Raw genomic sequence first — 24,864 nt, forward strand, 5'->3', positions numbered from 1 at the left:
TCGGACCGCCCGTGCCCGTCGGACCGCCCGCGCTCAGCGGATGCCGAACAGCGCCCGGTCGGACCGCCCGTGCCCGGTCGGACCGCCCGCGCTCAGCGGATGCCGAACAGCGCCCGGTTGAGCACGGGCTTCGCCGTCTCCTGGAAGTCGATGTCGGGATCCAGCGACCGCACCGTGCCCTCCACCACGAGCAGCGACAGCAGCGGGAACACCAGCTCGGGGGACGCGGCCACCCCGTAGCGACGCTGCAGGTCGAACAGTTCGCCGGCGAAGGCGATGAGGCTGAACTCCTTGGCGGGCAGGCGGTAGCTGCGGGCCACCAGGTCCTTCACGCCCTCGGTGAAGGCGGGCACGTTCGCGTCGTCCGCCACGCCGAGGGCGCTCTCCAGCACGATCCCGGCGCAGCGGTCGCCCCGGCCGATCGACATGTTGAGGAAGAAGTCGGCGAAGAGTTCGCGCATCTTGTCCGACAGTTGGACGCTGAAGCCGGCGTCCAGCACCACCACCTGCCCGCTGCGGGTGAAGTAGAGGTTGCCGGGGTGCAGGTCGCAGTGGACGAAGCCGTTGATGAACAGCATCTGGTAGACCACGGTCAGGGTCGACGCCGCGAACGTCCGGCGCATGGCGCGGGGGCACCGGGCGCCGGTGTCGACGGCCAGGTCGGGGATGAAGTCCATGACGATGGCGGCCGGCCGGCTCGCCGAGGCGTGCACCCGGGGCACCCGTACGCGGGGGATGGAGCCCAGGTCCTCGCGCAGCCGGTCCAGGTCGCGCCCCTCCCGGCCGAGGTCGAGCTGGCCCAGCACCGACTCGCAGAGGTTGTCCACCACCTCGCGGACCGGCACGCCGCGGAACATCGGCAGCCTGGCGACCACCGCGGCGCCCCGGCGCAGCAGGCCGAGGTCGGCGTTCATCTGCGGGCCGATGCCGGGCCGACGCAGCTTCACCGCGACCGTCGCCCCGTCGGCCAGGGTCGCCCGGTAGACGCAGGCGATGCTGCCGCTCGCCACCGGCGTCTCCTCGACGGAGGCGAAGACGGTGTCCAGGCGGTCGCCGTACACCTCGCGCAGCGCGGCGCGGCTCTGCGCGGCGTCCATGGGCGGCACGTCGTCCTGCAACATCGACAGCTCGTCGCAGAGCAGCGCCGGCACGACGTCGCGGCGGGTGCCCAGGACCTGCGCCGCCTTGATGAACGTCGGGCCGAGCCGGGCCACCGTCCGCGCGACCTCCCGGGCGAAGCGGCGCCGGCCCGCCGCCCGGCCGTGCCGCAGCGCCGTCGTGGCGGCCGCGGCGAGCCCCGCGGCGAGGGAGGCGGTCGCCACCGAGCCGATGACGACCGCCCGTGCGCCCAACCCCGCCCCGCCCGACGAGAGCGGGGGGCGGCGGGATCCGGAGGGTGGGGCGGCGCGCAGGGCCGCCGAGCCGAGGGGGGAGAGGCTGAAGATGAACTTGGACGGAACCATCGTGCGCCTTTCTGCCGAGGGGTCAGCAGGCCGGGTCAGGCGGTGGTCGCGGAGAGTCCCGGCACGTCCAGCGCCCGCAGGCGCAGGTTGGCGGCGTCGGCGTACCACAGGCGCAGACCGTCCCAGGTCAGGCTGGTGGGTCGGCCGTCGACGTGGATCTGCAGCACGTTCCGCCCGGCCCGCAGGTCGAAGACGGTGATCGCCTCGCCGAGCCGGTCGGTGTGGGCGACGTACCGGTCGGTCACGGTCACGCCGGTGATCCCCAGCGGCGCGGGTACGGTGGCCAGGAGCCGCAGGTCCGAGGCGTGCCGCAGTTCCAGCGCGTCGGACCAGCCCAGCCAGATGCCGTCCTTGCCCGCCTCCATGCCGCAGATCGGCACGCCCGGTCGCGGGCTCGGCACGTCCCGGAGGATGTCGCCGGTCTGCGTGTCGCACAGCCGCAGCGCGCCCTCGGCGGCGTAGAGCAGGTGCCCGCCGAGCGTGGTCAGCCCGGCCGTGAGCCCCGGGCAGGGCAGGGTCTGCCCGAGGGCTCCGGTGCGCGGGTCGAGGCAGGTGGCCTGCCCCCGGCCCTGGTCGGCGTACCAGAGCGCGTGGCCGGACCAGGTGAGGCCGGCGAGCTGGTCGGCGTCGACGGAGAGGTCGTGCACCGACGCCGCGGTGTAGATGATCATCGCTTGTCCGCCCGGTCGAGGTGACAGTCGAGGCGCCACCGGGTCACGTCCCGCGCGGCGGGACCCTCGGGACGCCGGGGGCGCACGTGCACGGTGTCGCCGGCGGCGACCCGCGTGTGCCGCAGCGGCCAGACGAAGACCGCCCAGTTGCAGCCCAGGTAGGAGGGCATGTTGGACAGCTCCACCCCCGGCGCGAGGGTCGCGGTGAAGTAGCCGAGCACGGCGTGCAGCGTGCCGTCCCGGTCCAGCGGCAGGGTCAGCGGTCTGGCCGTACGCAGGCCGGTGTCGCCACGGCCGGTGTCCACCAGGACGGCCGGCTCGCCGAGCAGGACCGGCTCCCGGCTGAGGAAGTGCAGGTGCGCGGACGGCTCGACCAGCTCCTGCACCACGTCCAGCCGCATACCGAGGAAGTCGTCGCTCCAGATGCCCCAGCCCTCGTCGTCGAACTGGACGGCGGCGAGCCGGGTGACCACCCGCTCCGGCACGACGGCGCCGCCGGGCCGCAGGTTGCGCCGGTTGAACGTGCGCAGGATGCGGGCCATGTCCTCCTCGGGCCCGAGGTTGCCCATCAGCTCGCAGACGGTCACGTCGACCTGCCGGGGCAGGCGGGCGAGGCGGGCGTCCCCGACGACCAGGGTCACCCGGTCGTCCCAGTCGTTGGCCTTGATGATCCGGTCGGCGACGGCGGCGACCTGGGGGTCGGCCTCGACGGCGTAGACGTGGGCGGCGCCGTGGCGCAGCGCCAGCGCGGTGAGCGCCAGGGTGCCGGCGCCGACGTCGGCGACCACCGTGTCCTCGTGTACGACCGTGGCCAGCGCCCGGTCGTAGGACTCGATGCGTCGCCGGTCGCCGAGCATCGCCTGGTGCATGAGCAGGTGGCGCTGGTCCATCGTGGGATCTCCCGCTCGTCGACCGGGCAAATCTACTGGAGAATCATATAGCAAGAATTGACGGTTGTCCCGTCTCTCAGTGACTCGTGTGGCAACCGCAGGTGCACCCGACCGACGGCGGCTCGCCGTCCACGCCGTGCTCCCGCAGGAGCTGCCGGGCCAGGGCGTGCACCGTGCCGAGCATCCGGTAACGCCGGCCCGACGAGCTGTGCCGCACCTCCAGGACCGACTTGTCCACCAGCCGCTCCAGCAGCATCTGCACCGTACGCGGCTCGCCGGCGATCGCCTTGTCGGCGACCGCCGCGGCCTCCAGGCAGAACGCGGCCGGCATCGCGCCGAGCGCGGTGAAGCAGCGCTGCTCGGCCGGATCCAGCAGCTCGATGCTGCGGTGCACGGCGGCGTGCAGCGAGCGGTGGTGGCTGGGCACGCCCCGGCGGGGCGGCTGGATCCGCCGCAGCGGGTCGCCCACCCCGTCCACCAGCGCCTCCAACCGCTGCGTACGCAGGCAGGCCGCCGCGAGCTCGATGGCCAGCGGCAGCCCGTCGAGGGCCCGGCACACCGACGCCACCGCCTCGACGTTGGCTTCGGTGAGCCGGAACCCGGGCCGCACCTGCGCCGCCCGACGCGCGAACAACTGCAGGGCGGGCTGCGCGGCCAGGTGGGCCGGCTCCGCGTCCACGTCGAGCGGTCGCACCGGGTACACCGCCTCGTAGGGCAGCCCGAGCAGCTCCCGCGAGGTCAACAGGACGGTGATCTGGGGACAGTTCCGCAGGACGTCGTCCACCAGGTCGGCGGCCTCGTCGGTGACCAGTTCGGCGTTGTCGAGCACGAGCAGGAGCTTCCGGTCGTGCAACCGGTGCACCAGCGGATCGGCGCGACCGGCGCCCCGGGCCGGCGGCTCGTCGACGGCCACCTCGACCGCCCGCGTCAGGTCCGGCCCGGTGCGGACGTTCGCCAGGTCGGCCACCGCGACGCCGTCGGCGAACCGCTCCCGCAGCTCGTCGGCCGCCGCCAGGCCGAGCGCGGTCTTGCCGACGCCGGCCGCGCCGGTCAGGCTCACCAGGCGGTACTCCCGCAGCAGGTCGCAGACCGCCGCGAGGTCCGTCGCGCGGCCGATCAGCTCGTCCACCACCGGTGCCGGCCCCCGCCACGGCGGCTGGTGGACCCCCGGCCGGGCGTCCAGCACCTCGCGGTACGCCGCCATCAGCTCGGGGCCCGGGTCCACGCCCAGGTCGAGCTTGAGCCGGGTGCGCACGTCGGCGTACCGCTCGATGGCCCACGCGCGCTGGCCGATGTGGGTGAGCGCCTGGAGCACCCGCGCCTGCGCCCGCTCGTTGAGCGGCTCGGCCTGGGCCAGCCGTTCGGCCAGCGGCAGGACCGCGTCCGGCCGGCGCAGCTCCAGGCCGAGCGCGACGTAGTCGAGCGCGGCGGCCAGGAACTCCTGCCGCAGCGGACCGATGTCGTCCTGCTCGGCCAGCAGCAGGGACAGGTCTCCGACCTGCGGGTCCTGCCACCGGTCGATGCTCTCGCCGTAGCGGGCGAAGGCGCTCTCCAGCTCGCCGCTCTCGCGCAGCGCCGACGCCTTCCGGACGCCGGTGCGGAACACGTGCAGGTCGAGCTGGTCGTCGGCGACGGTCAGCCGGTATCCGCCCGGAACCGACACGATGACGTTGGTGCGTTGGCGCCGGGGCGTGTCGGGCTCGACCGCGTGGCGCAGCCGCGCGACATAGGTGTGTACGAGGTTGGCGGCCCGCGTCGGTGGCTGTCCCGCCCAGAGTGCGGCGATCAGATCGTCCAGCGGCACATGTCGTCCGGCCCGCAGGGCCAGTAGGGCGAGGACCGCCCGCTGCTTCGGAGGGCCGAGGTCGACCTCCCTGCCGCGAATCGTCGCTCGGACGGGACCGAGGATCTGAATTCGGAGTTCGATCTCGGTCCGGCTCACACGTCCCCCAGCTGTCGTGGCGCTGTGCTCGGTGCTCCTCCACTTTAAGTGAAGAACTTCCATACACAAAGAGGTGGAGCTGTCGCCCTGGGTAGTCGGCCCGGGTTCATCCCGGCGTCAAGAGCCCGTCAAGAGCGGTGCCGGAGACTGGCGCCGGCCGCCGGCGGCACTCGGTCGGTCGGGTCCGGCGCAGGCCGGGCGGCTCGAGACCACGACCCGGAGCGGAGAGATGCGGACGCTCGTACCCCACGGTTCGTACCCCCACCTCGCCCCACGGAGCCGCCCATGATCGTCGGCATCATCGGCCGTGGCCGAATGGGATCCGCCCTGGCCAGGGCGCTTGCGGCGCACGGGCGGCCGGTGCTGATCGCCGGTCGCGGCGACCCCGCGCGGCCGCCCGAGGCCCTCGCCCCGTATCCCGGAATCCGGCCGGTCCCGACCGGCGCGGTGGTCGCCGGCGCCGACCTGGTCGTGCTGATGCTGCCGTTCGCCGCCGCCGTGGAACTGGCCCTGGCCGGGCGGCTCGACGACGGCCGAGGCCGCACGGTCATCGACGCGACGAACCCGCCGCCGGCCGACCCCGGACAGTCCGCTCCCGCCGGTTCCGGCGGTCGGTTACTAGCGGAACTTTTACCGCAGTGGCGCCTCGTCAAGGCGCTCAACACCGTGCCGGCCGGCATGCTGGGCGATCCCGTCCTCGACGGACGCCCGGTCACCGTGCCTCTGGCCGGCGACCATCCGGGCGCGAAGGCGGAGGCGAGCGCGTTGGTGCGCCGCCTCGGGTTCGCTCCGATGGACGTCGGCGGCATCGACCGCGCTCCGGCCCTCGAGTCGCTGGCCGACCTGCTGATGGCGATCAGCAGCCGGCACGCCCTGCGGGGCCGGATCGGCTTCCAGGTCGCCGTCGCCGAGCCGCTGGCCGTGGTGGACGGCGGGCTTCCCGGCCCGCGGAACGGCGGGCTTCCCGGCCCGTTGGGCGGCGGGCCGCCCACCGCCGCGCAGGTCGAGGCGGCCGGGCGGGTGCCGGCCGCCGGCGGCGAGCGTCAGCGCCGCCCGCCGCCCGCCGCGGAGAGCGCCCGCTCGCCGGCCGGTCGGCCGCCCAGGCCGAGCAGGTAGAGGCAGCGGGGCAGCGCCGCCGGCGGGCCGGTGACGGAGACCGCCCCGCTGACCACGGCCTCGACCGGCTCGATCGCGCCGCTGCCGAGGTCGAAGAAGGTCCGGGCGTCCGTGGCGACCCGCAGCGTCGCGTCGGCCCCGGCGGTGCCCTGCACCGTGCGCGCCTCGCCGTCGGCGACGCGGACGTGGAACACCTCGCCCTCGATGTCGAACTCGTAGACCTCGTCGACGAAGGCCCTGGCCGGGTCGACCATGGACTCGATCGCAAGGACGGCCCAGGAGGCCCGGGTGACCGAGGCGCCCGTGCGGGCGGGCTGCTCGGCGAGCAGGGTCAACCCGAACCGGGCCAGCACCAGGACCGGCTCCCGCAGCTTCTCGCCCAGCTCGGTGAGCGCGTAGCCGGCGGTGCGTCGCTCGGCGTCGAGCGGTTGGATGATGCCGGCCTCGGTGAGGAAGGCCAGCCGGTCGGCGAGCAGATTGGTGCCGATGCCCGGCAGGGCGTCCAGCAGGTCCCGGTAGCGGCGCGGCCGGACCAGCAGCTCACGGATGATGAGCAGCGTCCACCGTTCACCCACCACGTCCAGTGCGAAGGCCAGCCCGCATTGCTGGCCGTATGTCCGACGGTCCCGTTGCTCTTTCACGGCGCTCCTCGATGCCGCAGCGCGGACTCGGCCACGCCTCTTTACTTAGACATAGTACATGACTGCCTCTTCCAGATTGCCCTGCTGCCTCGGTAAATTCCGGCGACGTCGATACGTGGCGGTTTGTCCATCGGCGACGTGCCTAGAATCGGCCCGGTGACGACCGCCGTACCGGCCGGGCCCGATCTCGCCGACCTCCTCGCCCGCCTGCCCAAGGTCGAGTTGCACGTGCATCTCGAAGGGTCGGTGCGCCCGGGGACCCTGCTGCGCGTCGCCCGCCGGCACGGCCTCGACCTCGGCCGGCTGGACGAGGCGGCGGTGACGGAGCTGTTCCGTTTCCGCGACTTCCGGCACTTCACAGATCTGTACGAACAGTGCTGTGCGGCGCTGCGCGACCCGGCCGACCTGCAACTGATCACCGAGGAACTCGGCGACGAGGCCCACCGACAGAACGTCCGCCACCTGGAGGTGACGTTCAGCCCCGGCACGCACTGGCGGGGCGCGGGCATCCCGTTCGACGAGCAGTTGGACGCCGTGGCCAGGGGCGCCGAGCGGGCCCGGCGTCGTACCGGCGTCACGATGCGTTTCATCGTCGACCACGTCCGGGGCGGCCCGCCGGAGGAGTGCCAGCGGGTCGCCGAGTGGGCGGTGGCCGGCGCCGACCGGGGCGTGGTGGCGCTCGGACTCGGCGGTTTCGAGCCGGGGCGTCCCGCGTCGCTGTTCGGGGAGGCCGTCGGGTGGGCCGCGGCCCGGGGGACGCCCCTCGTGCCGCACGCGGGCGAGGCGGTGGGGCCCGAGGGCGTCTGGGACTGCCTGTCGTTCCACCCGCCCCGCATCGGGCACGGCGTCCGGGCGGTCGAGGACCCGGGCCTGGTGGCCGCGCTCCGGGAGCGGGGCGTGGTCCTCGACGTCTGCCCCGTCAGCAACCTGCGTACCGGCGTGGTCTCCGAGCCGGGGGCGCACCCGCTGCGCCGGCTGTGGGACGCCGGGGTGCGGCTGACCCTCAACACCGACGACCCCAGCATGTTCCACACCGACCTACTCGCCGAACACCGGTTCGCCGTCGAGTGGCACGGCTTCACCGTCGCCGAACTCGCCGCCATGACGCTGATCGGCGTCGACGCCGCGCTGCTGCCCCCGACCGAGCGCCAGGCGCTGCGCGAGCGGGTGACGACCGAGCTGGCCGGGCTGGGCGTGACCGCCGCCCGCCTGCCCGCCTGACCGGGCACGGTCAGCCGGGGCACGGCGACAGGCGGGACCGGAGCGCGGCGATGTGCGCCGGCGTGGTGCCGCAGCAACCGCCGACGACGCCGAGCCCGAGCGGGCGCCAGGCGTCCCAGAGGCCGGCGAAGGCGTCCGGCGCCAGGCGGGGCGGCAGGTACCGGTCCACCGGAGTGGCCGGCGGCACGCCGCTGCGGTCCTCCACGTTCGGGTAGGCGCCGAGCAGGCCCGGCCCCGCCTCCCGGAGCCGCCGCAGCGCCCGCCCCGTCCCGGCGGGATCCGTGCAGTTCACCAGGACCGCCGTCGCGCCGGCCACCCGCACCGCGTCGGCCGCCGCCACGAGGTCCTCACCGGACAGCAGGCGCGCGTCGCCGGTGCAGACGAAGCTCACCCAGGCCGGCAGGCCGCGCTCGCGTACCGCCCGGGTCGCGGTCACCGCCTCCCGGACGGTGTTCATGGTCTCGACCAGCGCCAGGTCGACGCCGGCGCGAGCGAGCTGCTCGGCCAGCCAGCCGTGCTCCCGCCGCAGCGCCGCCGCGCCGGGCACCAGGTCGGGCCGGTAGCAGTCCTCGACCGGGGCGACGGAGGCGGCGACGAGCACCCGGCGACCGGCCGCCGCGGCGTCGGCGGCCCGGCGGGCCAGCGTCACGGCGGTACGGACGAGGCCCGCCGCGGTGGCGTCGTCCGCCCCGGCCCGGCACGCCGCCCGCAGGGTGGTGCGGAACGTGTCGGCGGTGAGCACGTCCGCCCCCGCCGCGACGTAACCGTCGTGGACCCGGGAGACGAGGCGGCGGCCCTCGGCGTCCAGCAGGCAGCGCGCCGTCCACCACGGGGCGGTGACGGAGCGCCCGTGGCGCTGCAACTCGGTGCCGAGCCCGCCGTCGAGGAGTAACGGTCCGGCCGCCGGCACCCCCGACCCGTCCACCGGCGCCTCCCCGGTCCCGCCGGCCCCGCGCGCCGGGGCCGGTCCCGCCCGATCGTGGCACGACCCGCCGGGGCGGCACGACGCCCGCGCGCCGCCGTGGGACAACTCCGCAAGCTGCGAGAGCGGCACGACGCCGACGGCCACGACCCTACGGCGCGCGCCGGGCCGGGGTCAGGACCGGGGTGCGGCGATCGCCGCGACGCTGCCGAGCAGCGCCCGCACGTCGTCGCGGGTGGTGTAGCGGGCCACCCCGGCCCGCAGGGAGTCGGGCCGGCCGGGGGAGACGGCCCGCAGGGCCCGCTCCGCGCCGAAGGTGCCGTGCCCCACGGTGATCCCCTCCTCGGCGAGGATCGCCGCCACGTCGGCGGCGGACCGGCCGGCGACCTGGAAGGAGACGATCGGCACCGGGGACCTGCCGTCCGGGCGGCCGAGGACGCGCACCCCGTCGATCATCCGCAGCCCGCGTGCCAGCAGGTTGGCGAGGCGATCGCCGTGCCGGAACACGGCGGCGCGATCCCAGTGCAGCAGCACCTCGGCCGCCACCCCGGCGGCGAGCACCACCTCGATCCCCGGCCCCCGCGCCGCGCCCGCCCGGTCGGCCGTCCGGGCGACCGTCGCCCCGAGCCGCCGGTCGCGGTTCCACAGCAGCCCGCACCGCGGGCCGTACCACTTGTCGGCGGAGGTGACGAAGGCGTCGCAGCCCCACGCGGCGACGTCCACGAACCGGTGCGCCGGCGCCTGCACCCCGTCGACGAAGATCCGCGCGCCGGTGGACCGCGCGGCCGCGCAGATCGCCGGGATGTCCGGCGCGCTGCCCAGGACGTTGGACCCGGCGGTGACCGCGACCCACCGGGTACGCGGGGTGAGCTGCTCGGTCACCGCGTCGACGGTCAGCTCGCCGTTCGGCGACAGGTCCGCCACCCGGACGACGGCGCCCTGCCGCCGGGCGGACTCGCGCCACGGGTCCACGTTCGCGGCGTGGTCGAGGGCCGTGCACATCACCTCGTCGCCGGGGCGGAGGGTGGGCGCGACGGAGCGCACGAACCCCTCGGTCAGGCTCGTCATGTCGGCGCCGAACGACACGACGCCGCCGGGCGCCCCGATCAGTGCCCGGAACCGGCCGGCCGCCCAGTCGAGCACCGTACGGGACCGGGGGTGGGCGACGTCCGCGCCGGGGGCCCCGGCGTGCGCGGGATACCGGGCCATCACGTCGTGGACCGCGTGGTGCACGAGCGTGCCGGCGGGGGCGTCGAACCGCGCGACGCCCGGTCGCAGCTCGGGGAACTGCTCGGTGACGGGCCGCGTCACCAGGGCGGTCAGGGGGAGCGTACTCAGCTCGCCGAAGGTCATCTCAACGGGAGGGATCAGATCGTCGCGGCGGTCGTACGGGCGCGCGCGGCGGTGCCGGTCGACAGCGGGGAACCAGGCAGAGCACGGTCCCGACAGGGCACCGGCACGGTGTCTCCTCGATGGGCGCATGTGGACATCGCGTTCGTCGCAGCTGCGTGCTATCCCAGAGTGTTGCTGACGGGCCGCGTGGAACGGCTCTTCTCAGTTCGGCAAAAACTATCACATCCGACGTCGTACGGGGAGCCCGTGGTGACACTGGTGTAATTCGCCCGTCGCGCTGGGTGCCGCCCGCCCCGAGGAGGGTGCGCCCGGCTAGGGCATGAGCCCGGGGCCGCCCGGCCCGGCGTCGGTCGCCGCCGGGCCGGCGTCCGCGTCGGCGTCCCGGGGGCCGCCCCACCACCAGGGGTCCGTGTCGCTCGCCCGGGCGGGTGGGGGGTTCCGCTGTGCCGCCCCGCCGTCCGGGCCGGTTCCGGTCTGCCACGACATGTGCCGGGCGTCGATCTCGGGCACCTCGGCGGGTGCGCCGGCGTCGGCGGCCCGCCCGTCGTCCGGCGCGAACCCGCCGTGACAGGCGACGGACACCATCGCGGACCTCCCGTCCGGTGTCGATCGAGGACAGCCAGGCTAACCCGCGGCCCGCTGCTGCCGGTCTCCCAGCTTGCGCAACAGCGGGCGTCGTTTCAGCGGCTCCCACCAGGGGCGGTTCGCCCGGTACCAGGCGACGGTCTCGGCGAGCCCGTCGGCGAGATCCCGGCGCGGCGCGTACCCGAGCTCGCATCTGATCTTGTTCCAGTCGACCGCGTAGCGCCGGTCGTGCCCCTTGCGGTCCTCGACGTACCGGATCCGGTCGGGGGCGGCCCCGCACGCCTCCAGCAGGCGCTCCGCCATCTCCCGGTTGGTCAGCTGCGTGCCGCCGCCGATGTTGTAGACCTCGCCGGCCCGGCCCCGCGTCCGCACCAGCTCCAGCGCCCGGACGTGGTCGTCGACGTGCAGCCAGTCGCGTACGTGCAGCCCGTCGCCGTAGAGCGGGACGTCGCCGCCGTCCAGCAGGTTCGTGATCGCCAGCGGCACCAGCTTCTCCGGGTGCTGGTGCGGGCCGTAGTTGTTGGCGCACCGCGTCACCCGCACGTCCAGCCCGTGGGTGCGGACGAAGGCGAGGGCGAGCAGATCGCTGGCGGCCTTCGCGGCGGCGTACGGCGAGCTCGGCAGGACCGGGTCCGTCTCCGGCCACGTGCCCTGCTCGATCGAGCCGTACACCTCGTCCGTCGAGACGTGCACGAAGGCCGCGCCGTCGCCGTGCCGCCGCCGGACCGCCTCCAGCAGCGTGTAGGTGCCCAGCGCGTTGGTGCGGACGAAGTCGCCGCCGTCGGCGATGGACCGGTCGACGTGGGACTCGGCGGCGAAGTGCACGACCTGGTCGTGCTCCGCCACCAGCCGGTCGACCAGGAGGCTGTCGCAGATGTCGCCGCGGACGAAACGGTAGCCGGGGTGGGCGGCGACCGGGCGCAGGTTGGCGAGGTTGCCCGCGTACGTCAGCTTGTCCAGCACGGTGATCCGGACGCCGCGCGGTCCGGCGGGGCCCAGCAGGGTCCGGACGTAGTGCGAGCCGATGAAGCCGGCCCCGCCGGTGACGAGGATCCGCGTCGCCGTCATGCCGGCCTCCGTCGCGTGCGACCCGCGCCGCCGGCCACGGCCGGGCTCCGCTGCTCGGCCACGGCCGGGCTCTGCTGCTCGGCCACGGCCGGGCTCTGCTGCTCGGCCACGGCCGCGCTCTGCTGCTCGGCCACGGCCGCCTCGATCATCCGCCGCCACGGCGGCAGCGGGCCGAGCCCGGCCCGCGCCCACCCGTCGTGCCCGAGGACGGAGATCCGTGGCCGTCGCGCCGGCCGGGCGGCGACCGCCCGGCTGTCCGTCGGGCGCACCCGGCCCGGGTCGAGCCCGTGCAGCGCGAAGACCGCGCGGGCGAAGCCGTACCAGGTGGTCCGGCCGGCCGCGGTGCCGTGGTAGATGCCGGCCGGCGCCCGTCCGGCGGCGGCCAGCCCGGCCAGCGTCACCAGGCGGGCGGCCAGCGCCCTGGCCCAGGTGGGCTGGCCGTGCTGGTCGTCCACCACGTCCACGAACTCCGTCTCGGCGGCCCGGCGCAGCACCGCCCGGACGAAGTTGGGGCCGTGGCGGCCGTACAGCCAGCCCGTGCGGACGACGTAGCCCCGACCGGGTAGCAGGTCACGCACGGCCCGCTCGCCCGCGAGCTTGCTGCGGCCGTACGCGTTCAACGGCGCCGGCGGGGCGTCCTCGGGCCAGGGCACCTCGGTCTCGCCGGAGAAGACGTAGTCGCTGGACAGGTGGATCAGGACCGCCCCGCTGCGCGCGCAGGCCCGGGCCAGGTGGGCGGGGCCGGCGCCGTTCACCGCCGTGGCGCCGGCCTCGTCCGACTCGGCCCCGTCGACGTCGGTCCAGGCGGCGGCGTTGACGACCACGTCGTGGCCGGGCACCGCGCGCCGGACGGCGGCGGCGTCGGTGATGTCGAGCCCGGCCCGGTCGAGGGTGGTGTGCCGGCCCTCGGCGACGGCGAGGACCTCGCACAGCTCGCGGCCCAGCAACCCGCCCGCCCCGGTCACCAGCAGCCGCGGTGCCGGCGCGCTCATCGCCGAACTCCGGTGCGTCGTCGCCTCCGCCGTTCCGAAGTCGTAATCCACAATGGACGATGGACGCTCCGGCGTGGCCGGTGGACGCCGCGTCGGTTTTCGGATTCGCTGGCCCGGCGGCCGACCGTGGCCGGCCGCGGGGTTCCGCGACGGGCGAGGAGGACAGTGGTGGACATCCGGGCGTTGACGATCGAGGGTTCGTGGCTGGTAACCCCGGAGCAGCACCACGACGACCGGGGCATGTTCCTGGAGTGGTACCAGGCGGGCCGCTTCACCGAGGCGGTCGGACGGCCGTTCACGCTGGCGCAGTCCAACGTCTCCGTCTCGGGACGGGGGGTGATCCGCGGCATCCATCTGGTGGACGTGCCACCCGGCCAGGACAAGTACATCACCTGCGTCTCCGGTGCCGTGCTCGACGTCGTGGTGGACCTGCGGGTGGGCTCGCCGACCTTCGGCCGGTGGGAGGCGGTGCGGCTGGACGACGTCGACCGGCGGGCCGTCCACCTCGACGCCGGGCTCGGGCACGCGTTCTGCGCGTTGACCGAGCCGGCCACCGTCGTGTACCTGTGCTCGTCGCCGTACGACCCGGCGGCCGAACGCACCGTCAACCCCCTCGACCCGGAACTCGGAATCACCTGGCCGGCCGGGCCGAGGCGACTGTCGACCCGGGACGCCACCGCCCAGACCGTGGCGCAGGCGCTGGCCGCCGGGGTGCTGCCGGCCTACGTCCCGCACGGGTAGCGGGACGCGGCACCGCCCGGACGCCACCGCGGGTCCGACGCCGGGCCCGCGCGGCATCCCTCACCTGCTGTTGTACGGCATGGTCGGGAACCATCCGTAGTCGAACATCGCCGGTAGCCGGACGTCCCAGTAGACGACCATGAACACGCCCAGCGCGATCAGCATCCCGCCGGTCAGCGCGGCGGTCCGCTGCGGGCTCGCCGCCAGCCAGCGCACGAACCGGCCGCGGGTGAGCACCACGACCAGGGCGAACAGCACCGTGACGATCGCGACGTTGCCGAGGGACTGGAGGACGAACGCGCCGGCCCCGTAGAGCGGGTTGCCGGTCTCCACGGCCCAGTGGAAGAGCTTGTTGAACAGCGGGTACGGCCGGCCGATCAGGAAGCCGCCGACGAGGGCGCCGAGCACCACCACCCGGGCCGCCGGTCGGTTCGCGAACGGATCCCGCAGCACCCCGAGAGCGGCCAGGCCCAGGTAGACGAAGGCCAGCCCGATCACCCCGAAGACGATCATGGACTGGACCAGGCGTACCGGGAGGCCGCCGACGGTCCCGGTGGACAACTGGGGCAGCCCCTCGCCGACCAGCACGCCGACGAAGCCGTAGACCGCGGCGACGGCCACCATGCCGGCCGTGAGCCAGGCCACCGGCCGCACCAGGCTGCGCAGCCCCGTCCTCGTCGCCGAGGCCCCGCCGGCCTGGCTCATCGGCCCGATCGACGCCGCCATGGCGATGTTGCAGGCGGTGAACGTGCCGGCCAGCCCGGACACGAAGGCGAAGACGAGGCCGGCCAGGGTGCCGCCGATCGCGGTCGCCTTGGCGTCGTGGCCGAGCAGCGCGTTGGCCACCGAGTCGCCGATGACGTGGTCGACGAGTTCGTAGGACCACAGCACCGACAGCAGCACACCCGCGGCGGTGGCGAGCAGCACGACCCGTCCCCGCCCGACCGGTGTCTCCCGCGGCGCGACGGCCGCGGCTCCTTGCCCAGTGACAGTCATGACTGGATTTTGGTGACCGGCCGCACGTCGGTGTTCTCGCAGGTTGCCCGATGCCCCGGGAGGCGCCGCCGGCTGCTCGACGCCGGCCGCCGGGCGTCCCCGCCTACGGCCACCGGCCGCACCGCCCGCGGCCGGTGGCCGCGTACGGCCGAGCGGGGCGGTGGTTGGTCGCCGGCGCCGGATGGCGGCGCGTCGCCCGGCGGGGCCGTGGCCCGCGTCACTTGACGGATTACTTATTGCAGAAACTGCAAGATCGCTTGTAGCGTCGCCGCGTGGACATCGAGGCGGCCGGACCCGCTCCCGGCCGGCGTGACCGCAAGAAGCGCCTCACCCGGGCCGCGCTGACGGAGGCCGCCCTCCGCCTGGTGGCCGAGCGCGGGCTGGCCCAGGTGACGGTGGAGGAGATCAGCGAGGCGGCCCAGGTCTCCCCGCGTACGTTCTTCAACTACTTCGCCTGCAAGGACGAGGCGCTGGTCGGCGACCACGCGGGCGACGCGATGCGACTGGTGGCGCGGCTGGCCGCCGTGCCGCCGCAGGTGCCGGTGCTGACCGCGCTGCGGACCGCGCTCGACGAGGTGATCGACGAGGTGCGGACCGAGCGCGAGCTGTGGCGTCTGCGGATGGACGTGGTGGCGCGCAACCCGGTGTTGCTGCCCCGTCTGGTCGCCGGCAACGCCGAGGCCGAGCGGGCCGTCACCGAGGTCGTCGCGGCGCGGATCGGGGTCGGGCCCGACCACGGCTACCCGGCGCTCGTCACCGCCGTGACCGGCGCGGCGTTGCGCGTCGCGATGACCCGGTGGGCCACCCGGTCCGACGGACCGGAGCTGGCCGACCTCGTCGACGAGGCGTTCGCCGCGCTCGCCGCGGGGCTGCCGCAGCCGGACCCGTCCTGACCCTGCAATCTCCTACCGGGGAAACGGTCCCCGGAAGGCCCGTGACCCGTGAGGAAGCGTCAATGACCGCCACCGTGCCCGCCAAGACCCCCGAGGTCGGCGCCGGCCGCATGTCCCGCCGAGAGGTGCTCCAGGCGCTCTCCGGCCTGATGGTCGGCATGTTCGTGTCGATCCTCGCCTCCACGGTCGTGGCGAACGCGCTGCCGCGCATCATCGCCGACCTGAACGGCACCCAGACGGTCTACACCTGGATCGTCACCACCGAGCTGCTGGCCATGACGGCGACCGTGCCGCTGTGGGGCAAGATGGCCGACCTCTACAGCAAGAAGCTGCTGATCCAGCTCTCCCTCGGCCTCTTCGTGATCGGCTCGCTGATCGCCGGGCTGACCCCGAACGTCGAGGTGCTGCTGGTCAGCCGGGTCGTGCAGGGCATCGGCGCCGGCGGCATGACCGCCCTGGCCACCGTCGTGATGGCGGCCATGATCCCGCCCCGGGAGCTGGGCCGCTACGCCGGCATCTTCGGCGCCGTGTTCGGCGTGGGCACCATCGCCGGCCCGCTGATCGGCGGCGTCCTGGTGGACACCTCCTGGCTCGGCTGGCGCTGGTGCTTCCTGATCGGCGTCCCGTTCACCCTGCTCTCCATCTTCCTGCTCCAGCGCACCCTGCACCTGCCGGTGACCCGCCGCAAGGTGAAGATCGACTGGCTGGGGGCGCTGCTCATCACCTCCGGGGTCTCCACCGTGCTGGTCTGGTCGTCGCTGGCCGGCAACAAGTTCGCCTGGGCCTCCGGGTGGACGGCGCTCATGGTCGGTGGCGGCCTCGCCCTGCTGGCGCTGGCCGTCTGGGTGGAGTCCCGCGCCGAGGAGCCGATCGTGCCGCTGGACATCTTCCGCAACCGGACGGTCTCGCTGACCACCGTCGCCAGCGTCCTGGTCGGCGTGGCCATGTTCGGCGGCACCGTGTTCCTGTCGCAGTACTTCCAGCTCTCGCTGGGCAAGTCGCCGACGGTGGCGGGCCTGATGAGCCTGCCGATGATCATGGGCCTGCTGGTCTCGTCGACGGTGGCCGGCCAGCTGATCACCAAGTACGGCCGCTGGAAGCGTTACCTGGTGGCCGGCGCCGCCGTGATGGTCGTCGGCATGCTGCTGCTGGCCACCATCGACACCGGGACCAGCGTGCTGCTGCTCAGCGTCTACATGGCGGTGCTCGGCGTCGGTGTCGGCATGCTCATGCAGAACCTCGTGCTCGCCGCGCAGAACGACGTGCCGGCGCACGAGCTGGGCGCCGCCACCTCCGTGCTGACCTTCTTCCGCAGCATGGGCGGCACGATCGGCGTCAGCGCGCTCGGCGCGGTGCTGGCGAACCGGGTGGCCACGCTGAGCGCGGAGAAGCTCGGGCCGCTGGCCGGCGGCGCCCCGGGCGGGGAGGGTTCCACCGAGGTGCCCGACCTGTCCGCCCTGCCCGAGCCGGTGCTGAGGATCGTCCAGGACGTGTACGGGACCGCCACCGGCGAGCTGTTCCTGGTGGCCACCCCCTTCGCGGTGCTCGCCCTGGTGGTGGTGCTGTTCATCCGGGAGAAGCCGCTGCACACCCTCAGCGGTGACGAGCGGCGGGCCCGGGAGGAGGCGGTCGCGGCCGTACCCGGCGCGCACTGAGTCACCCGCCGGAAGGGGCGGCCCGGCCCGTGTCGGGTCGCCCCTTTCCCGTGTGCGCCGCCGGCCAGGCGGCCGGGATGCGCTCCAGCACCCCGCCGGCGAAGACGTCGCGCAGGCCGAGCGGCTTGAGGTGGACGTACCCGATGTGGCAGTCGCAGACCGCGTTGACGCACGGGCGGGGGCGCAGGGCCGAGCGCCACGAGCCGTCGTAAAGGTTGCCGATCGGCTCGGCGACGAAGTGGCAGCGGCGGACCGTGCCGTCGCCGAGTACCGAGATCGCCGTCTCGCCCGCGTGGCACGGCCGGTCGAGCGACACGTGCGGGCGGACGCTCCAGCCGAACAGCGGATCCAGCTCCGTCCAGGTCGCCTCCTCGGCGGCGTCGTAGCGCCGGCCCTCGGCGGCGTTGACCCACAGGTAGACCTCGGCGGGCAGGGCGGCCCGCAGCGCCCGCGCCTCGTCGAGGTGCTCCGGCAGGCCCACCACCCCCACCGAGTAGCGGACGCCCAGCTCGGTCAGCCGGGCGCAGCGGCCCAGGAAGCGGTCCCGGTCGACCTGGCCGGGGTGGTAGGTCGTCCACAGGGCGGCGGCGCGCGGGTCGGCGTCGGCCAGCCAGTCCACCCGGGCGGCGAGGTTGGTCTGGATGACCACCCGCTCGACGTGCGGCAGGTGCGACAACGACACCATCGCGTCCCGGTACCAGCGGCGGGTCAACCCCTCGCCCCACGGGGTGAACAGCACCGACAGCCGCACGTCGGTGGTGGCCGTCACCCAGCCGGCGAAGCGCTCCAGCGCGGCCCGGTCGGCGCGCAGCAGCTCGGGCGGGTCGTGCCGCTTGGCGAAAGGGCAGTACGGGCAGTCGTAGTTGCAGCTCGCCAGCGGGCCCCGGTAGAGGATCGCGAGGTTCACCTCGGCACGTACCCGGTCATCGCGTCGCGGACCCGGGCCGAGGTCAGCCACGGGCCGATCGCGTCGGAGCGGGCCAGCCCGGCCGGCGTCAGCCGCAGCCCGCCGTCGGTGGCCCAGCCCCGGTCGACCAGCCGGCCCAGCTCCGGGAAGTCCTCGCCGGGCGGGCGGCCGAACCGCGCCCGGTAGGCGGTCGCGTCGACGCCGTCGGCGCGCAGCAGCGACTTGAGCAGCCACCGGCGGCGCTGCTCCGCGCCGTCGAGGGCGAACCCGAACTCGGCGTACCGGAAGTCGTCGGCCGGGCGGGCCAGGTAGTCGTCGAGCACCGCCCGCACCTGCGACACGCCGACGGCGTAGTCGAACGAGTAGTGCAGCGACGTGGTGTAGGAGCGGGCGCCGCAGCCCAGGCCCACCATGCCGTCGTCCTGACAGCAGTAGTCCGGCCCGTCCGGCACCGGCGCGTCGGCGCGGCGGAACTGGCGCATCGACTCCTGCCGGTAGCCGGCCGCGCGCAGCGTCGCCACCGCCTGCTCGTAGAGGGCGAGCCGCTGGGCGTCCCAGTCCGCGCGGGCGTGCGCCCGCCGCCCGAGCCCGGTCAGCGGGCGCACGTAGAGCGGGTAGAGGTAGAGCTCCTCCGGGCGCCACGCCAGGGCCGCGTCGAGGCTCTCCCGCCACGTGTCGGCGGTCTGCCCGTCGATGCCGTAGATCAGGTCGACGTTGAGCACGGGGATCCGGGCGTCGCGGATCGCGGCCAGGGCCGCCTCGACCTCCGCGCGCCGCTGCGGGCGGCCGGCGGCGCGGGCCTCGGCGTCGAGGAAGCTCTGCACGCCGATGCTCACCCGGGTGGCGCCGTGCGCGGCGAGCACCGCGAGCCGGTCCGGCGTGGCGGTCGCCGGCGAGGTCTCCACCGACAGCGGTACGCCCGGCAGCCGGGCCCCCATCGCGGTGGCGACGGCGAACAGCTCGGTCAGTTCGTCGGCGGTCAGGTAGGTGGGCGTGCCACCGCCGAACGCCGCGCGCGCGTAGCCGGCGTCGGGGCCGAGCGCGTCGGCGATCCGCCCGGCCTGCCGGCGCAACTGCCGCAGGTACGCCGTCACCTGCTCGGCGGGCGCGTTGGCGCGGGTGAACAGGTTGCAGAACCCGCAGCGCATCTCGCAGAACGGCACGTGGACGTAGAGGAAGAGCGCGTCGCGCGCCTGCGCCCGCCACACGTCCGTCAGCAGCGGGCGCGGGCGCAGCGGCCGGTAGGAGGTCTTGTGCGGGTACGCGTACAGGTACTGCTGGTAGGGCGAGCCGTCGAGGCCCGTGTCGGTGCTGGTCACCATTCTCCCGGGTGCAGGGTGAAGTGGGCGTACGGGACCGTCCACACCACGTCGTGGCCGATCCGGTGGCCGGTGTGGCCGTCCTCGCCGTAGGCGGTGCCGTGGTCGGCGCAGACGATCGCGAACACCGGCCGGCCCCGCCCGGTGAGCAGGGCGAAGAGCCGGTCGATGCGGCCGTCGACGTACTCCAGGGCGGCGGCGTGGCTGGCCAGGTCGTCGACCCGCGCGCCGGGCAGGTGGTGCCGGTTGGGCTGGTGCAGGGCGGCGACGTTGAGGAACGTGAACAGCGGCCGGTGCGCCGGCACCCGGGGCAGCACCTCGGCCAGCCGGTCGAGCTGCGCGTCCAGGCAGGTGGGGGAGGTGACCCCGAACTCCGGCTCCCAGTGCGCCTCGGCGAACAGCCCCGGCAGCACCGCCCCGAGCGGGCTGCGTCGGTTGAAGAAGCCGACGCCGCCCAGGCAGAGCGTGTGGTAGCCGACGCCGGCGAGCGCCGTGGGCAGGTCGGGGGCGTCGAAAACCCAGGTGTCGGCGCCGGACGTCTCGCTGCCCGGGAAGGCCGCCGCGTACAGCCGCTCGTGCCGGCCCGGCGTGACCGGGGTCGGCAGAAATCCGGCGAAGAACGCGTGGTGCGCGGCGTAGGTGAAGCTGGCGGGGGAGTGCCGACGCTCCCACCGGCCGCCGGGCAGTGCCCGCGCCAGGTGCGGTGTGCGCCCCCGCTCCGCCAGGTCGGCGGCGACGTCGTAGCGGAGCGTGTCGAGGGTGAGCAGGAGCAGGTCGTGGCTTCCGATCAGGCTCCGCACGGCAACGCCTCCCGCCCCACCGCGTCGCGCGTCGCCTGCCGCCCCGGCGCGCCGCCGCGCGTGTTCTCGCGCCCCGGCGCGCCGCCCGGCACCGTCTGCGTTTCCGGCGCGTCGCCGTGCGTGGTCCCGCGCCCCGCCGCGTCGCCGTGCGCCGTCTGCCTTGCCGGCGCGTCGCCGTGCGTGGTCTCCGGGAGCGCCGCTGCGCCGCGCCAACGCTGCCAGCGGCCGTCGGTGAGGGCACGCACCTGCTCGGCGTAGGTGTCCCGCCCGTCGGCCAGCACGCCGGGCAGCAGGTCGCCGAACGCGTTGACCTCGGCCACCGCGTGGCGCCGCCAGCCGACGAGGAACATCAGGTCGACCCCCACCTGGAGGGTGCGGGGAAAACACGCCGCGACCCGCTCGCAGGTCTCCATCGCCGCCGCCCAGCCCGCCGGCCCGGCGGCGGCCCGCAGCGCGGCGAGGTCGCCGCGCGCGTTGCCCAGGTGCAGGTTGGTCAGCGGCCCCCGGGCGGCCCGCACCACGGCGTGGGTGGGCCGCCCGGCGACCACCACCACCCGCAGGTCGACCACCCGGTCGCCGAGCCCCGCCTTGGGCAGCCACCGCTCCACGTGCAGGCCGTCGGGGGCGAGCCGGTCGACGATCGCGGCGACCTCGGCCTCGTCGGCGTAGCGGCGCGGCCGCAGCGAGTTGAACAGCCCGTCGGGGGTGACCTCGACGGTGGTGACCGCCTGCACCCGGTGCCCGGCGACCGCCAGCGCGATCACCCCGGCGGCGGACGAGCCGTGCGCCGGCTTGACGAACACGCGGCTCCAGCCGGCCGCCGCCATCGCCGCCCGCAGCTCCCGCCACCCGCGCACCGGTGGCAGCGCTGCCGGCACCGGCACCCCGGCGGCGGAGAGCCGCGCGTGGCAGCGCCGCTTGTCGCACATGGCCGCGACGTCGGCCGGGTCGTTGAGCAGCTCCGCGCCGCCGGCGGCGACCCGGCCCAGGCCGGACACCAGACCCGCGTACGTGTCGGCCAGGCCGACCAGCTCGCCGTGCCGCGCCGGGACGGCGGCCCGGCGCAGCAGCCGGTCCACCTCCGGGTCCTCACCGGGCGAGTCGACCCGCACCAGCGTGCCCGGCGCCGGCGGGGCGGCCCCGGTGAGCACGTCGGCCCAGGGCAGCACCGTCGGCCGGGGCAGGCCGGCGGCCAGCGCGGCCCGGGCGAACAGGTCGACCCGGCGGTTGCCGGGGTTGCCGACGACGGTCAGCCGCATGTCACTCCGACACCGCCGTGTAGCGGTAGCTCTCGCCGTCGTACTCGTCGGGCTCCTTCGGGTCGGACACGTCGACCCGGACACCCGGCAGTGCGGCGGCCACCGCGGCGGCCATCTCCTCCGACAGGTAGTGGTGGTGCAGGTCCAACTCCGCCAGGTGGGTCAGCGTCCGCCCGCCGGTCAGGGCCGCCGCGCCCCGGTCGCCGAGCGTGCCCAGCGACAGGTCGAGGCGTTCCAGGCGCGCCGTCACCGGCGCCGACGCCAGCGCCTCGGCGAGGTCGTCGGCGATCTCCGCGTTGCGCAACCCGAGCCGGCGCAGCGCGGGGAACCGTTCCCCGGCCAGCAGCGGGGCCAGGTCGGCCACTCGGGCGTCGCCGCCGTAGTCGGCGGTGCCGAGCCACAACTCCAGGTCGGTCAGGGCGGGCAGGTCGGAGTCGAGCACCGCGCCGACGAACTCCCGGGACAGCCCGCCGCTCTCCACCGCCAGCTCCCGCAGCCGGTCGTGCCGGACGGGGGAGAAGGCGAGGTCCTCGCCGCCGCGCACGCGCAGCACCTCCAGGGCCGGATAAGCCGTCAGCAGCGGGCTGACGTCGCCCACCCTGATCCAGGAGACCTCGCAATCCTCGCTGGTCATGTCACCGAGGAACAGGGCACGCAGGGCGGGCAGGCGGGACGCCGCCGCGCAGAGCTGCGCGATCGGGGCGGGGTGGAACGCGGCGTAGCCCCAGGGGCCGACGACCAGGGACTCCACGGACGGCCCGGCCTGCGCGACGAACTGGTCGAACGCCACCCGGAACTCCTCCGAGAGGCCCTCGTCGGTGGCGCCGTCGAAGTGCCAGACGCCGAACCGCCACGAGACCGGGCCGTCCACGGTGGGCAGTGGCCCGTCGTCGGGGACGTCCACCACCGGCCGGCCGGCGAATTCGCGCGCGTGCGAGACGAAGGTCAACGCGATCACTCCCCGACCGCGGTGTAGCGGTGGAGTGTGCCGTCGTAGTCCTCGGCGGTCTGCGGGTCGGACAGGTCGACCCGCACGCCCGGCAGCGCGGCGGCCACCGACGCGGCCATCTCCTCGGAGAGGTAGTGGTGGTGCAGGTCGAGGCGTGCCAGGTGGGTCAGCGGCTGGCCGGCCAGCAGCGCCTTCGCGCCCTCGTCGGTCAGCGTGCCCTTCGACAGGTCGAGGATCTCCAGCCGGGGCACGACCGGCGCGGTGGCGAGCGCCGCCGCCACCGCGTCGGCGATCTCGGCGTTGCACGCCCCGAGGTGGCGCAGGGCGGGCAGGCCGACACCGGAGAGCACCCCGGCCAGGTCGTCGACGCTCGCGTCGCCGCCGTAGTCGGACCGGCCGAGCCACAGGTCGAGCCGGCGCAGGGCGGGCAGCTCGCAGGCGCCGACGGCGCGGACCACCTCGGCGGGCAGCCCGCCGGACTCGAACCGCAGCTCGCGCAGCCCGGTGTGTCGGACCGGCTCCAGCCGTAGGTCCTGCGCGCCGCGCACCCACAGCACCTCCAGCGCCGGGTACGCCCGCAGCAGCGGGGTGAGGTCGCCGTGCCGGAGCCAGGAGATCTCGCACTGCTCGTAGGTCAGGTCGGCGAGGAAGACCGCCCGCAGCCCTGTCCACGCTCCGGCCGCCTCGACCAGCGGCTCGATCGGCAGCGGCCGCTCGTACGCCTCGCCCCACTCGCCGATCACCAGGGCGCGCACCGCGTCGGCGGGCACCTGCCCGCGCATCGCCCCCATCAGGCCGGCGAACTCCTCGGGCTCCGCGTCGAAGTCCTCGACCTCCAGCCGCCAGGCGACCGCCGACGGATCGTCGGGGAGTGTCATGCCCGGGGTGAACGGGACAACCGGCAATCCGGCGAACGACGACACGTGCGAGCTGATCACGCCTACCTCCGGTCGACTGGCGCAGCGGCGGCGCGACCGTAACAGGTCCGCCCGACAAGATGATCAGCGACGGCCGACCGGCCGGTTCCGGCCCGGCCGCGGCCGGCGCGCGTCCGGCCGCCGCCTGCGTCGGCCCGGACCGTCCGCCGGCCCGGACCGTCCGCCGGCCCGGACCGTCCGCCGGCCCGGACCGTCCGCCGGCCCGGACCGTCCGCCGGCCGGACCGTCTGCCGGCCGGGGGGACCGCCGGCCGGGGGACCGGTCAGGGCGCCGGGCGGTCGAGGCGCCGCGCGCGGCCCGACCCGGCCGCGAGGACGGCCAGCCCGACCAGCACCAGCGCGCCACCGACCACCGTCGCGGCGGCCGGGCCGGCCGTGTCGACGGCTCGACCGCCGAGCAGCGCTCCGCCGGCGATGGCCAGGTTGAACACCGCCACGAAGAGGGCGGTCACCGGCTCACCGGCCCCCGGCGCGGCCCGCAGCAGCCAGTTCTGACAGGTGACGGAGACGCCGCCGTACGCGACGCCCCAGGCCAGCATGGCCGTGGCGGCGCCGGGCAGCCCCGCCGCCGCGAGCAGCGGCACCGCGAGCACGGCCGCGCCGAGCGCCGCCGCGACCGCCAGCAACGTGCGGTGCGGGGTGCGGGCGGCGAGCGCGCCGCTGACGAAGGTGCCGGCCACCCCGGCCAGGCCGTACGCGAGCAACAGCGCGCCGACGAGTCCCGCCTCGACGCCGCCGAGCCGCTCCAGCACGGGCCGCACGTACGTGTAGGCGGCGAAGTGCCCGACGACCACGGCCGCGACGGCGACCAGTCCGACCCGCACGAGGCGGTCACCGAGCAGTTCGCGCATCGCCCGCAGGCGCGTCGGCTCCCGTACCGGCATCGCCGGCAGCGTGGCGGCCAGCAGCCAGGTCACCGCCAGCGACAGCCCACCCACGGCCAGGAACGCGGCCCGCCAGCCGACGAGGTCGCCGAGCAGGGCCCCGGCCGGCACGCCCAGCACCGAGGCGACGGCGACGCCGCTGAAGACGATCGACGTGGCGGTGCCGACCGAGCGGGCCGGCACGAGCCGGACGGCGAGCCCGCCGGCCACCGACCAGATGCCGCCGATGCACACGCCGACGAGCAGGCGCAGCGCCACCAGCGGCGCGATGTCGGTGACGGCCGCCGAGGCGACGTTCGCGACGGCCAGCAACGCGCCGAGCGCGACCAGCAGCCGGCGGCGGTCCATGGCCCCGGCCACCAGCGGCACCAGTGGCGCCACGGCCGCCGCGACCAGGCCGGGTACCGTCATGGTCAGCCCGACCGTACCGGGGCTGCTGTCCAGGCTGGCGCCGATCGCGGTGAGCAGCCCGACGGGCAGCATCTCCGTGGTCACCACGGCGAACACGGCGCCGGCCACCGCGCCGACTCCGGTCCACCGGGTGCGGGCGGCCGAGGCCGCATCGTCGATCTTGGTCATGTTGCTCAGCCTGGTCCGGCCGGGACGGCGGAACAACGGCGAAGTGTTCGTCGGACGATGAGCCTGGCTCATCGATCGGGC

General features: G+C 75.2%; 23 protein-coding genes. 5 read left to right on the plus strand and 18 right to left on the minus strand.

Going from position 1 to position 24,864, the window contains the following annotated elements; genetic code table 11:
- Nucleotides 1-92: 92 nt before the first annotated feature.
- The 4 genes from GA0070606_RS28335 to GA0070606_RS28350 form a co-directional block, all read right to left on the minus strand.
- Nucleotides 93-1,463 (minus strand): ABC1 kinase family protein, encoded by a 1,371-nt coding sequence (locus GA0070606_RS28335; protein ID WP_091106280.1) that lies wholly within the window; start codon nt 1,461-1,463, stop codon nt 93-95.
- A gap of 35 nt (nt 1,464-1,498) precedes the next feature.
- Entirely contained in the window at nt 1,499-2,134 is a 636-nt protein-coding gene (locus GA0070606_RS28340) for a YncE family protein (protein ID WP_091106281.1), read from the minus strand.
- Nucleotides 2,131-3,024, minus strand: coding sequence for a class I SAM-dependent methyltransferase (locus GA0070606_RS28345; RefSeq protein WP_091106282.1), 894 nt, complete (start codon nt 3,022-3,024; stop codon nt 2,131-2,133). Before GA0070606_RS28345 ends, GA0070606_RS28340 begins: the two co-directional genes overlap by 4 nt.
- A 76-nt stretch (nt 3,025-3,100) precedes the next feature.
- Complete coding sequence (locus GA0070606_RS28350; protein WP_091106283.1) at nt 3,101-4,966, minus strand: ATP-binding protein; 1,866 nt, start codon at nt 4,964-4,966, stop codon at nt 3,101-3,103.
- Nucleotides 4,967-5,251: 285 nt separating this feature from the next.
- Between GA0070606_RS28350 and GA0070606_RS28355 the strand changes: the two genes are divergently transcribed.
- A complete protein-coding gene (locus GA0070606_RS28355) occupies nt 5,252-6,082 on the plus strand; it encodes an NADPH-dependent F420 reductase (protein WP_176737457.1) in 831 nt (276 codons plus the stop codon).
- Here the strand turns inward: GA0070606_RS28355 and GA0070606_RS28360 are convergent.
- Nucleotides 6,010-6,723: a winged helix-turn-helix transcriptional regulator gene (locus tag GA0070606_RS28360; RefSeq protein ID WP_091106284.1), complete on the minus strand. Its 714-nt coding sequence runs from the start codon at nt 6,721-6,723 to the stop codon at nt 6,010-6,012. The genes GA0070606_RS28355 and GA0070606_RS28360 overlap by 73 nt on opposite strands.
- A 156-nt stretch (nt 6,724-6,879) precedes the next feature.
- On the opposite strand from GA0070606_RS28360, the gene add reads away from it, so the two are divergent.
- Entirely contained in the window at nt 6,880-7,944 is a 1,065-nt protein-coding gene (gene add / locus GA0070606_RS28365) for an adenosine deaminase (protein WP_176737458.1), read from the plus strand.
- A gap of 10 nt (nt 7,945-7,954) precedes the next feature.
- Here the strand turns inward: add and GA0070606_RS28370 are convergent, their stop codons facing one another.
- The 5 genes from GA0070606_RS28370 to rfbD form a co-directional block, all read right to left on the minus strand.
- A complete protein-coding gene (locus GA0070606_RS28370) occupies nt 7,955-8,869 on the minus strand; it encodes a homocysteine S-methyltransferase family protein (RefSeq protein WP_245724845.1) in 915 nt (304 codons plus the stop codon).
- 171 nt (nt 8,870-9,040) lie between these two features.
- Nucleotides 9,041-10,219 carry an aminotransferase class V-fold PLP-dependent enzyme gene (locus GA0070606_RS28375; protein WP_176737459.1) on the minus strand — a complete coding sequence of 393 codons (1,179 nt, stop codon included), beginning with the start codon at nt 10,217-10,219 and terminating at the stop codon, nt 9,041-9,043.
- Between the two features lie 312 nt (nt 10,220-10,531).
- Nucleotides 10,532-10,804: a hypothetical protein gene (locus tag GA0070606_RS28380; RefSeq protein WP_091106287.1), complete on the minus strand. Its 273-nt coding sequence runs from the start codon at nt 10,802-10,804 to the stop codon at nt 10,532-10,534.
- Nucleotides 10,805-10,843: 39 nt separating this feature from the next.
- Entirely contained in the window at nt 10,844-11,872 is a 1,029-nt protein-coding gene (rfbB, locus tag GA0070606_RS28385) for a dTDP-glucose 4,6-dehydratase (protein WP_091106288.1), read from the minus strand.
- Complete coding sequence (gene rfbD, locus GA0070606_RS28390) at nt 11,869-12,864, minus strand: dTDP-4-dehydrorhamnose reductase (RefSeq protein ID WP_091106289.1); 996 nt, start codon at nt 12,862-12,864, stop codon at nt 11,869-11,871. The genes rfbB and rfbD overlap by 4 nt, the downstream gene beginning before the upstream one ends.
- A 168-nt stretch (nt 12,865-13,032) precedes the next feature.
- On the opposite strand from rfbD, the gene GA0070606_RS28395 reads away from it, so the two are divergent.
- Nucleotides 13,033-13,605, plus strand: coding sequence for a dTDP-4-dehydrorhamnose 3,5-epimerase family protein (locus GA0070606_RS28395; protein WP_091106290.1), 573 nt, complete (start codon nt 13,033-13,035; stop codon nt 13,603-13,605).
- A 60-nt stretch (nt 13,606-13,665) separates the two neighbouring features.
- Here the strand turns inward: GA0070606_RS28395 and GA0070606_RS28400 are convergent, their stop codons facing one another.
- Nucleotides 13,666-14,601, minus strand: a complete 936-nt coding sequence (locus GA0070606_RS28400; RefSeq protein WP_091106291.1) for a hypothetical protein — start codon at nt 14,599-14,601, stop codon at nt 13,666-13,668.
- 272 nt (nt 14,602-14,873) lie between these two features.
- Here GA0070606_RS28400 and GA0070606_RS28405 point away from each other — a divergent pair, with 272 nt between their 5' ends.
- Together GA0070606_RS28405 and GA0070606_RS28410 are read left to right on the plus strand one after the other, a co-directional pair.
- Nucleotides 14,874-15,494 carry an acyl-CoA-like ligand-binding transcription factor gene (locus GA0070606_RS28405; protein ID WP_245724846.1) on the plus strand — a complete coding sequence of 207 codons (621 nt, stop codon included), beginning with the start codon at nt 14,874-14,876 and terminating at the stop codon, nt 15,492-15,494.
- Nucleotides 15,495-15,556: 62 nt separating this feature from the next.
- Nucleotides 15,557-17,149, plus strand: a complete 1,593-nt coding sequence (locus tag GA0070606_RS28410; protein WP_091106292.1) for an MDR family MFS transporter — start codon at nt 15,557-15,559, stop codon at nt 17,147-17,149.
- 1 nt (nt 17,150) lies between these two features.
- Here GA0070606_RS28410 and GA0070606_RS28415 read toward each other — a convergent pair whose 3' ends face one another.
- From GA0070606_RS28415 to GA0070606_RS28445, 7 genes are all read right to left on the minus strand, one after another.
- Nucleotides 17,151-18,056 (minus strand): STM4011 family radical SAM protein, encoded by a 906-nt coding sequence (locus GA0070606_RS28415; RefSeq protein ID WP_091106293.1) that lies wholly within the window; start codon nt 18,054-18,056, stop codon nt 17,151-17,153.
- Nucleotides 18,053-19,375: an STM4012 family radical SAM protein gene (locus GA0070606_RS28420; protein ID WP_245724847.1), complete on the minus strand. Its 1,323-nt coding sequence runs from the start codon at nt 19,373-19,375 to the stop codon at nt 18,053-18,055. Before GA0070606_RS28420 ends, GA0070606_RS28415 begins: the two co-directional genes overlap by 4 nt.
- Entirely contained in the window at nt 19,372-20,175 is an 804-nt protein-coding gene (locus tag GA0070606_RS28425) for an STM4013/SEN3800 family hydrolase (protein ID WP_091106295.1), read from the minus strand. Before GA0070606_RS28425 ends, GA0070606_RS28420 begins: the two co-directional genes overlap by 4 nt.
- A complete protein-coding gene (locus tag GA0070606_RS28430; RefSeq protein WP_176737460.1) occupies nt 20,163-21,434 on the minus strand; it encodes an STM4014 family protein in 1,272 nt (423 codons plus the stop codon). The genes GA0070606_RS28425 and GA0070606_RS28430 overlap by 13 nt, the downstream gene beginning before the upstream one ends.
- 1 nt (nt 21,435) lies before the next feature.
- The gene (locus GA0070606_RS28435; RefSeq protein WP_245724848.1) at nt 21,436-22,392 is read right to left on the minus strand and encodes an STM4015 family protein; all 957 of its coding nucleotides are present in this window, start codon (nt 22,390-22,392) and stop codon (nt 21,436-21,438) included.
- The gene (locus GA0070606_RS28440) at nt 22,389-23,321 is read right to left on the minus strand and encodes an STM4015 family protein (protein ID WP_091106296.1); all 933 of its coding nucleotides are present in this window, start codon (nt 23,319-23,321) and stop codon (nt 22,389-22,391) included. Before GA0070606_RS28440 ends, GA0070606_RS28435 begins: the two co-directional genes overlap by 4 nt.
- A 262-nt stretch (nt 23,322-23,583) precedes the next feature.
- On the minus strand, nt 23,584-24,783 hold the full coding sequence (locus tag GA0070606_RS28445) for an MFS transporter (RefSeq protein ID WP_218106082.1): 1,200 nt from the start codon (nt 24,781-24,783) through the stop codon (nt 23,584-23,586).
- Nucleotides 24,784-24,864 lie beyond the last annotated feature (81 nt).

Origin of the sequence: Micromonospora citrea (genome assembly GCF_900090315.1) — a bacterium.
GTDB classification, from domain to species: domain Bacteria; phylum Actinomycetota; class Actinomycetes; order Mycobacteriales; family Micromonosporaceae; genus Micromonospora; species Micromonospora citrea.

Bases quoted from the DNA above. Each gene is read 5' to 3' on its own strand.
- GA0070606_RS28335 (WP_091106280.1), bottom strand. From the start codon at position 1,463: ATGGTTCCGTCCAAGTTCATCTTCAGCCTCTCCCCCCTCGGCTCGGCG.
- GA0070606_RS28340 (WP_091106281.1), bottom strand. From the start codon at position 2,134: ATGATCATCTACACCGCGGCGTCGGTGCACGACCTCTCCGTCGACGCC.
- GA0070606_RS28345 (WP_091106282.1), bottom strand. From the start codon at position 3,024: ATGGACCAGCGCCACCTGCTCATGCACCAGGCGATGCTCGGCGACCGG.
- GA0070606_RS28355 (WP_176737457.1), top strand. From the start codon at position 5,252: ATGATCGTCGGCATCATCGGCCGTGGCCGAATGGGATCCGCCCTGGCC.
- GA0070606_RS28375 (WP_176737459.1), bottom strand. From the start codon at position 10,219: ATGACCTTCGGCGAGCTGAGTACGCTCCCCCTGACCGCCCTGGTGACG.
- GA0070606_RS28380 (WP_091106287.1), bottom strand. From the start codon at position 10,804: ATGGTGTCCGTCGCCTGTCACGGCGGGTTCGCGCCGGACGACGGGCGG.
- rfbB (WP_091106288.1), bottom strand. From the start codon at position 11,872: ATGACGGCGACGCGGATCCTCGTCACCGGCGGGGCCGGCTTCATCGGC.
- rfbD (WP_091106289.1), bottom strand. From the start codon at position 12,864: ATGAGCGCGCCGGCACCGCGGCTGCTGGTGACCGGGGCGGGCGGGTTG.
- GA0070606_RS28400 (WP_091106291.1), bottom strand. From the start codon at position 14,601: ATGACTGTCACTGGGCAAGGAGCCGCGGCCGTCGCGCCGCGGGAGACA.
- GA0070606_RS28410 (WP_091106292.1), top strand. From the start codon at position 15,557: ATGACCGCCACCGTGCCCGCCAAGACCCCCGAGGTCGGCGCCGGCCGC.
- GA0070606_RS28430 (WP_176737460.1), bottom strand. From the start codon at position 21,434: ATGCGGCTGACCGTCGTCGGCAACCCCGGCAACCGCCGGGTCGACCTG.
- GA0070606_RS28445 (WP_218106082.1), bottom strand. From the start codon at position 24,783: ATGACCAAGATCGACGATGCGGCCTCGGCCGCCCGCACCCGGTGGACC.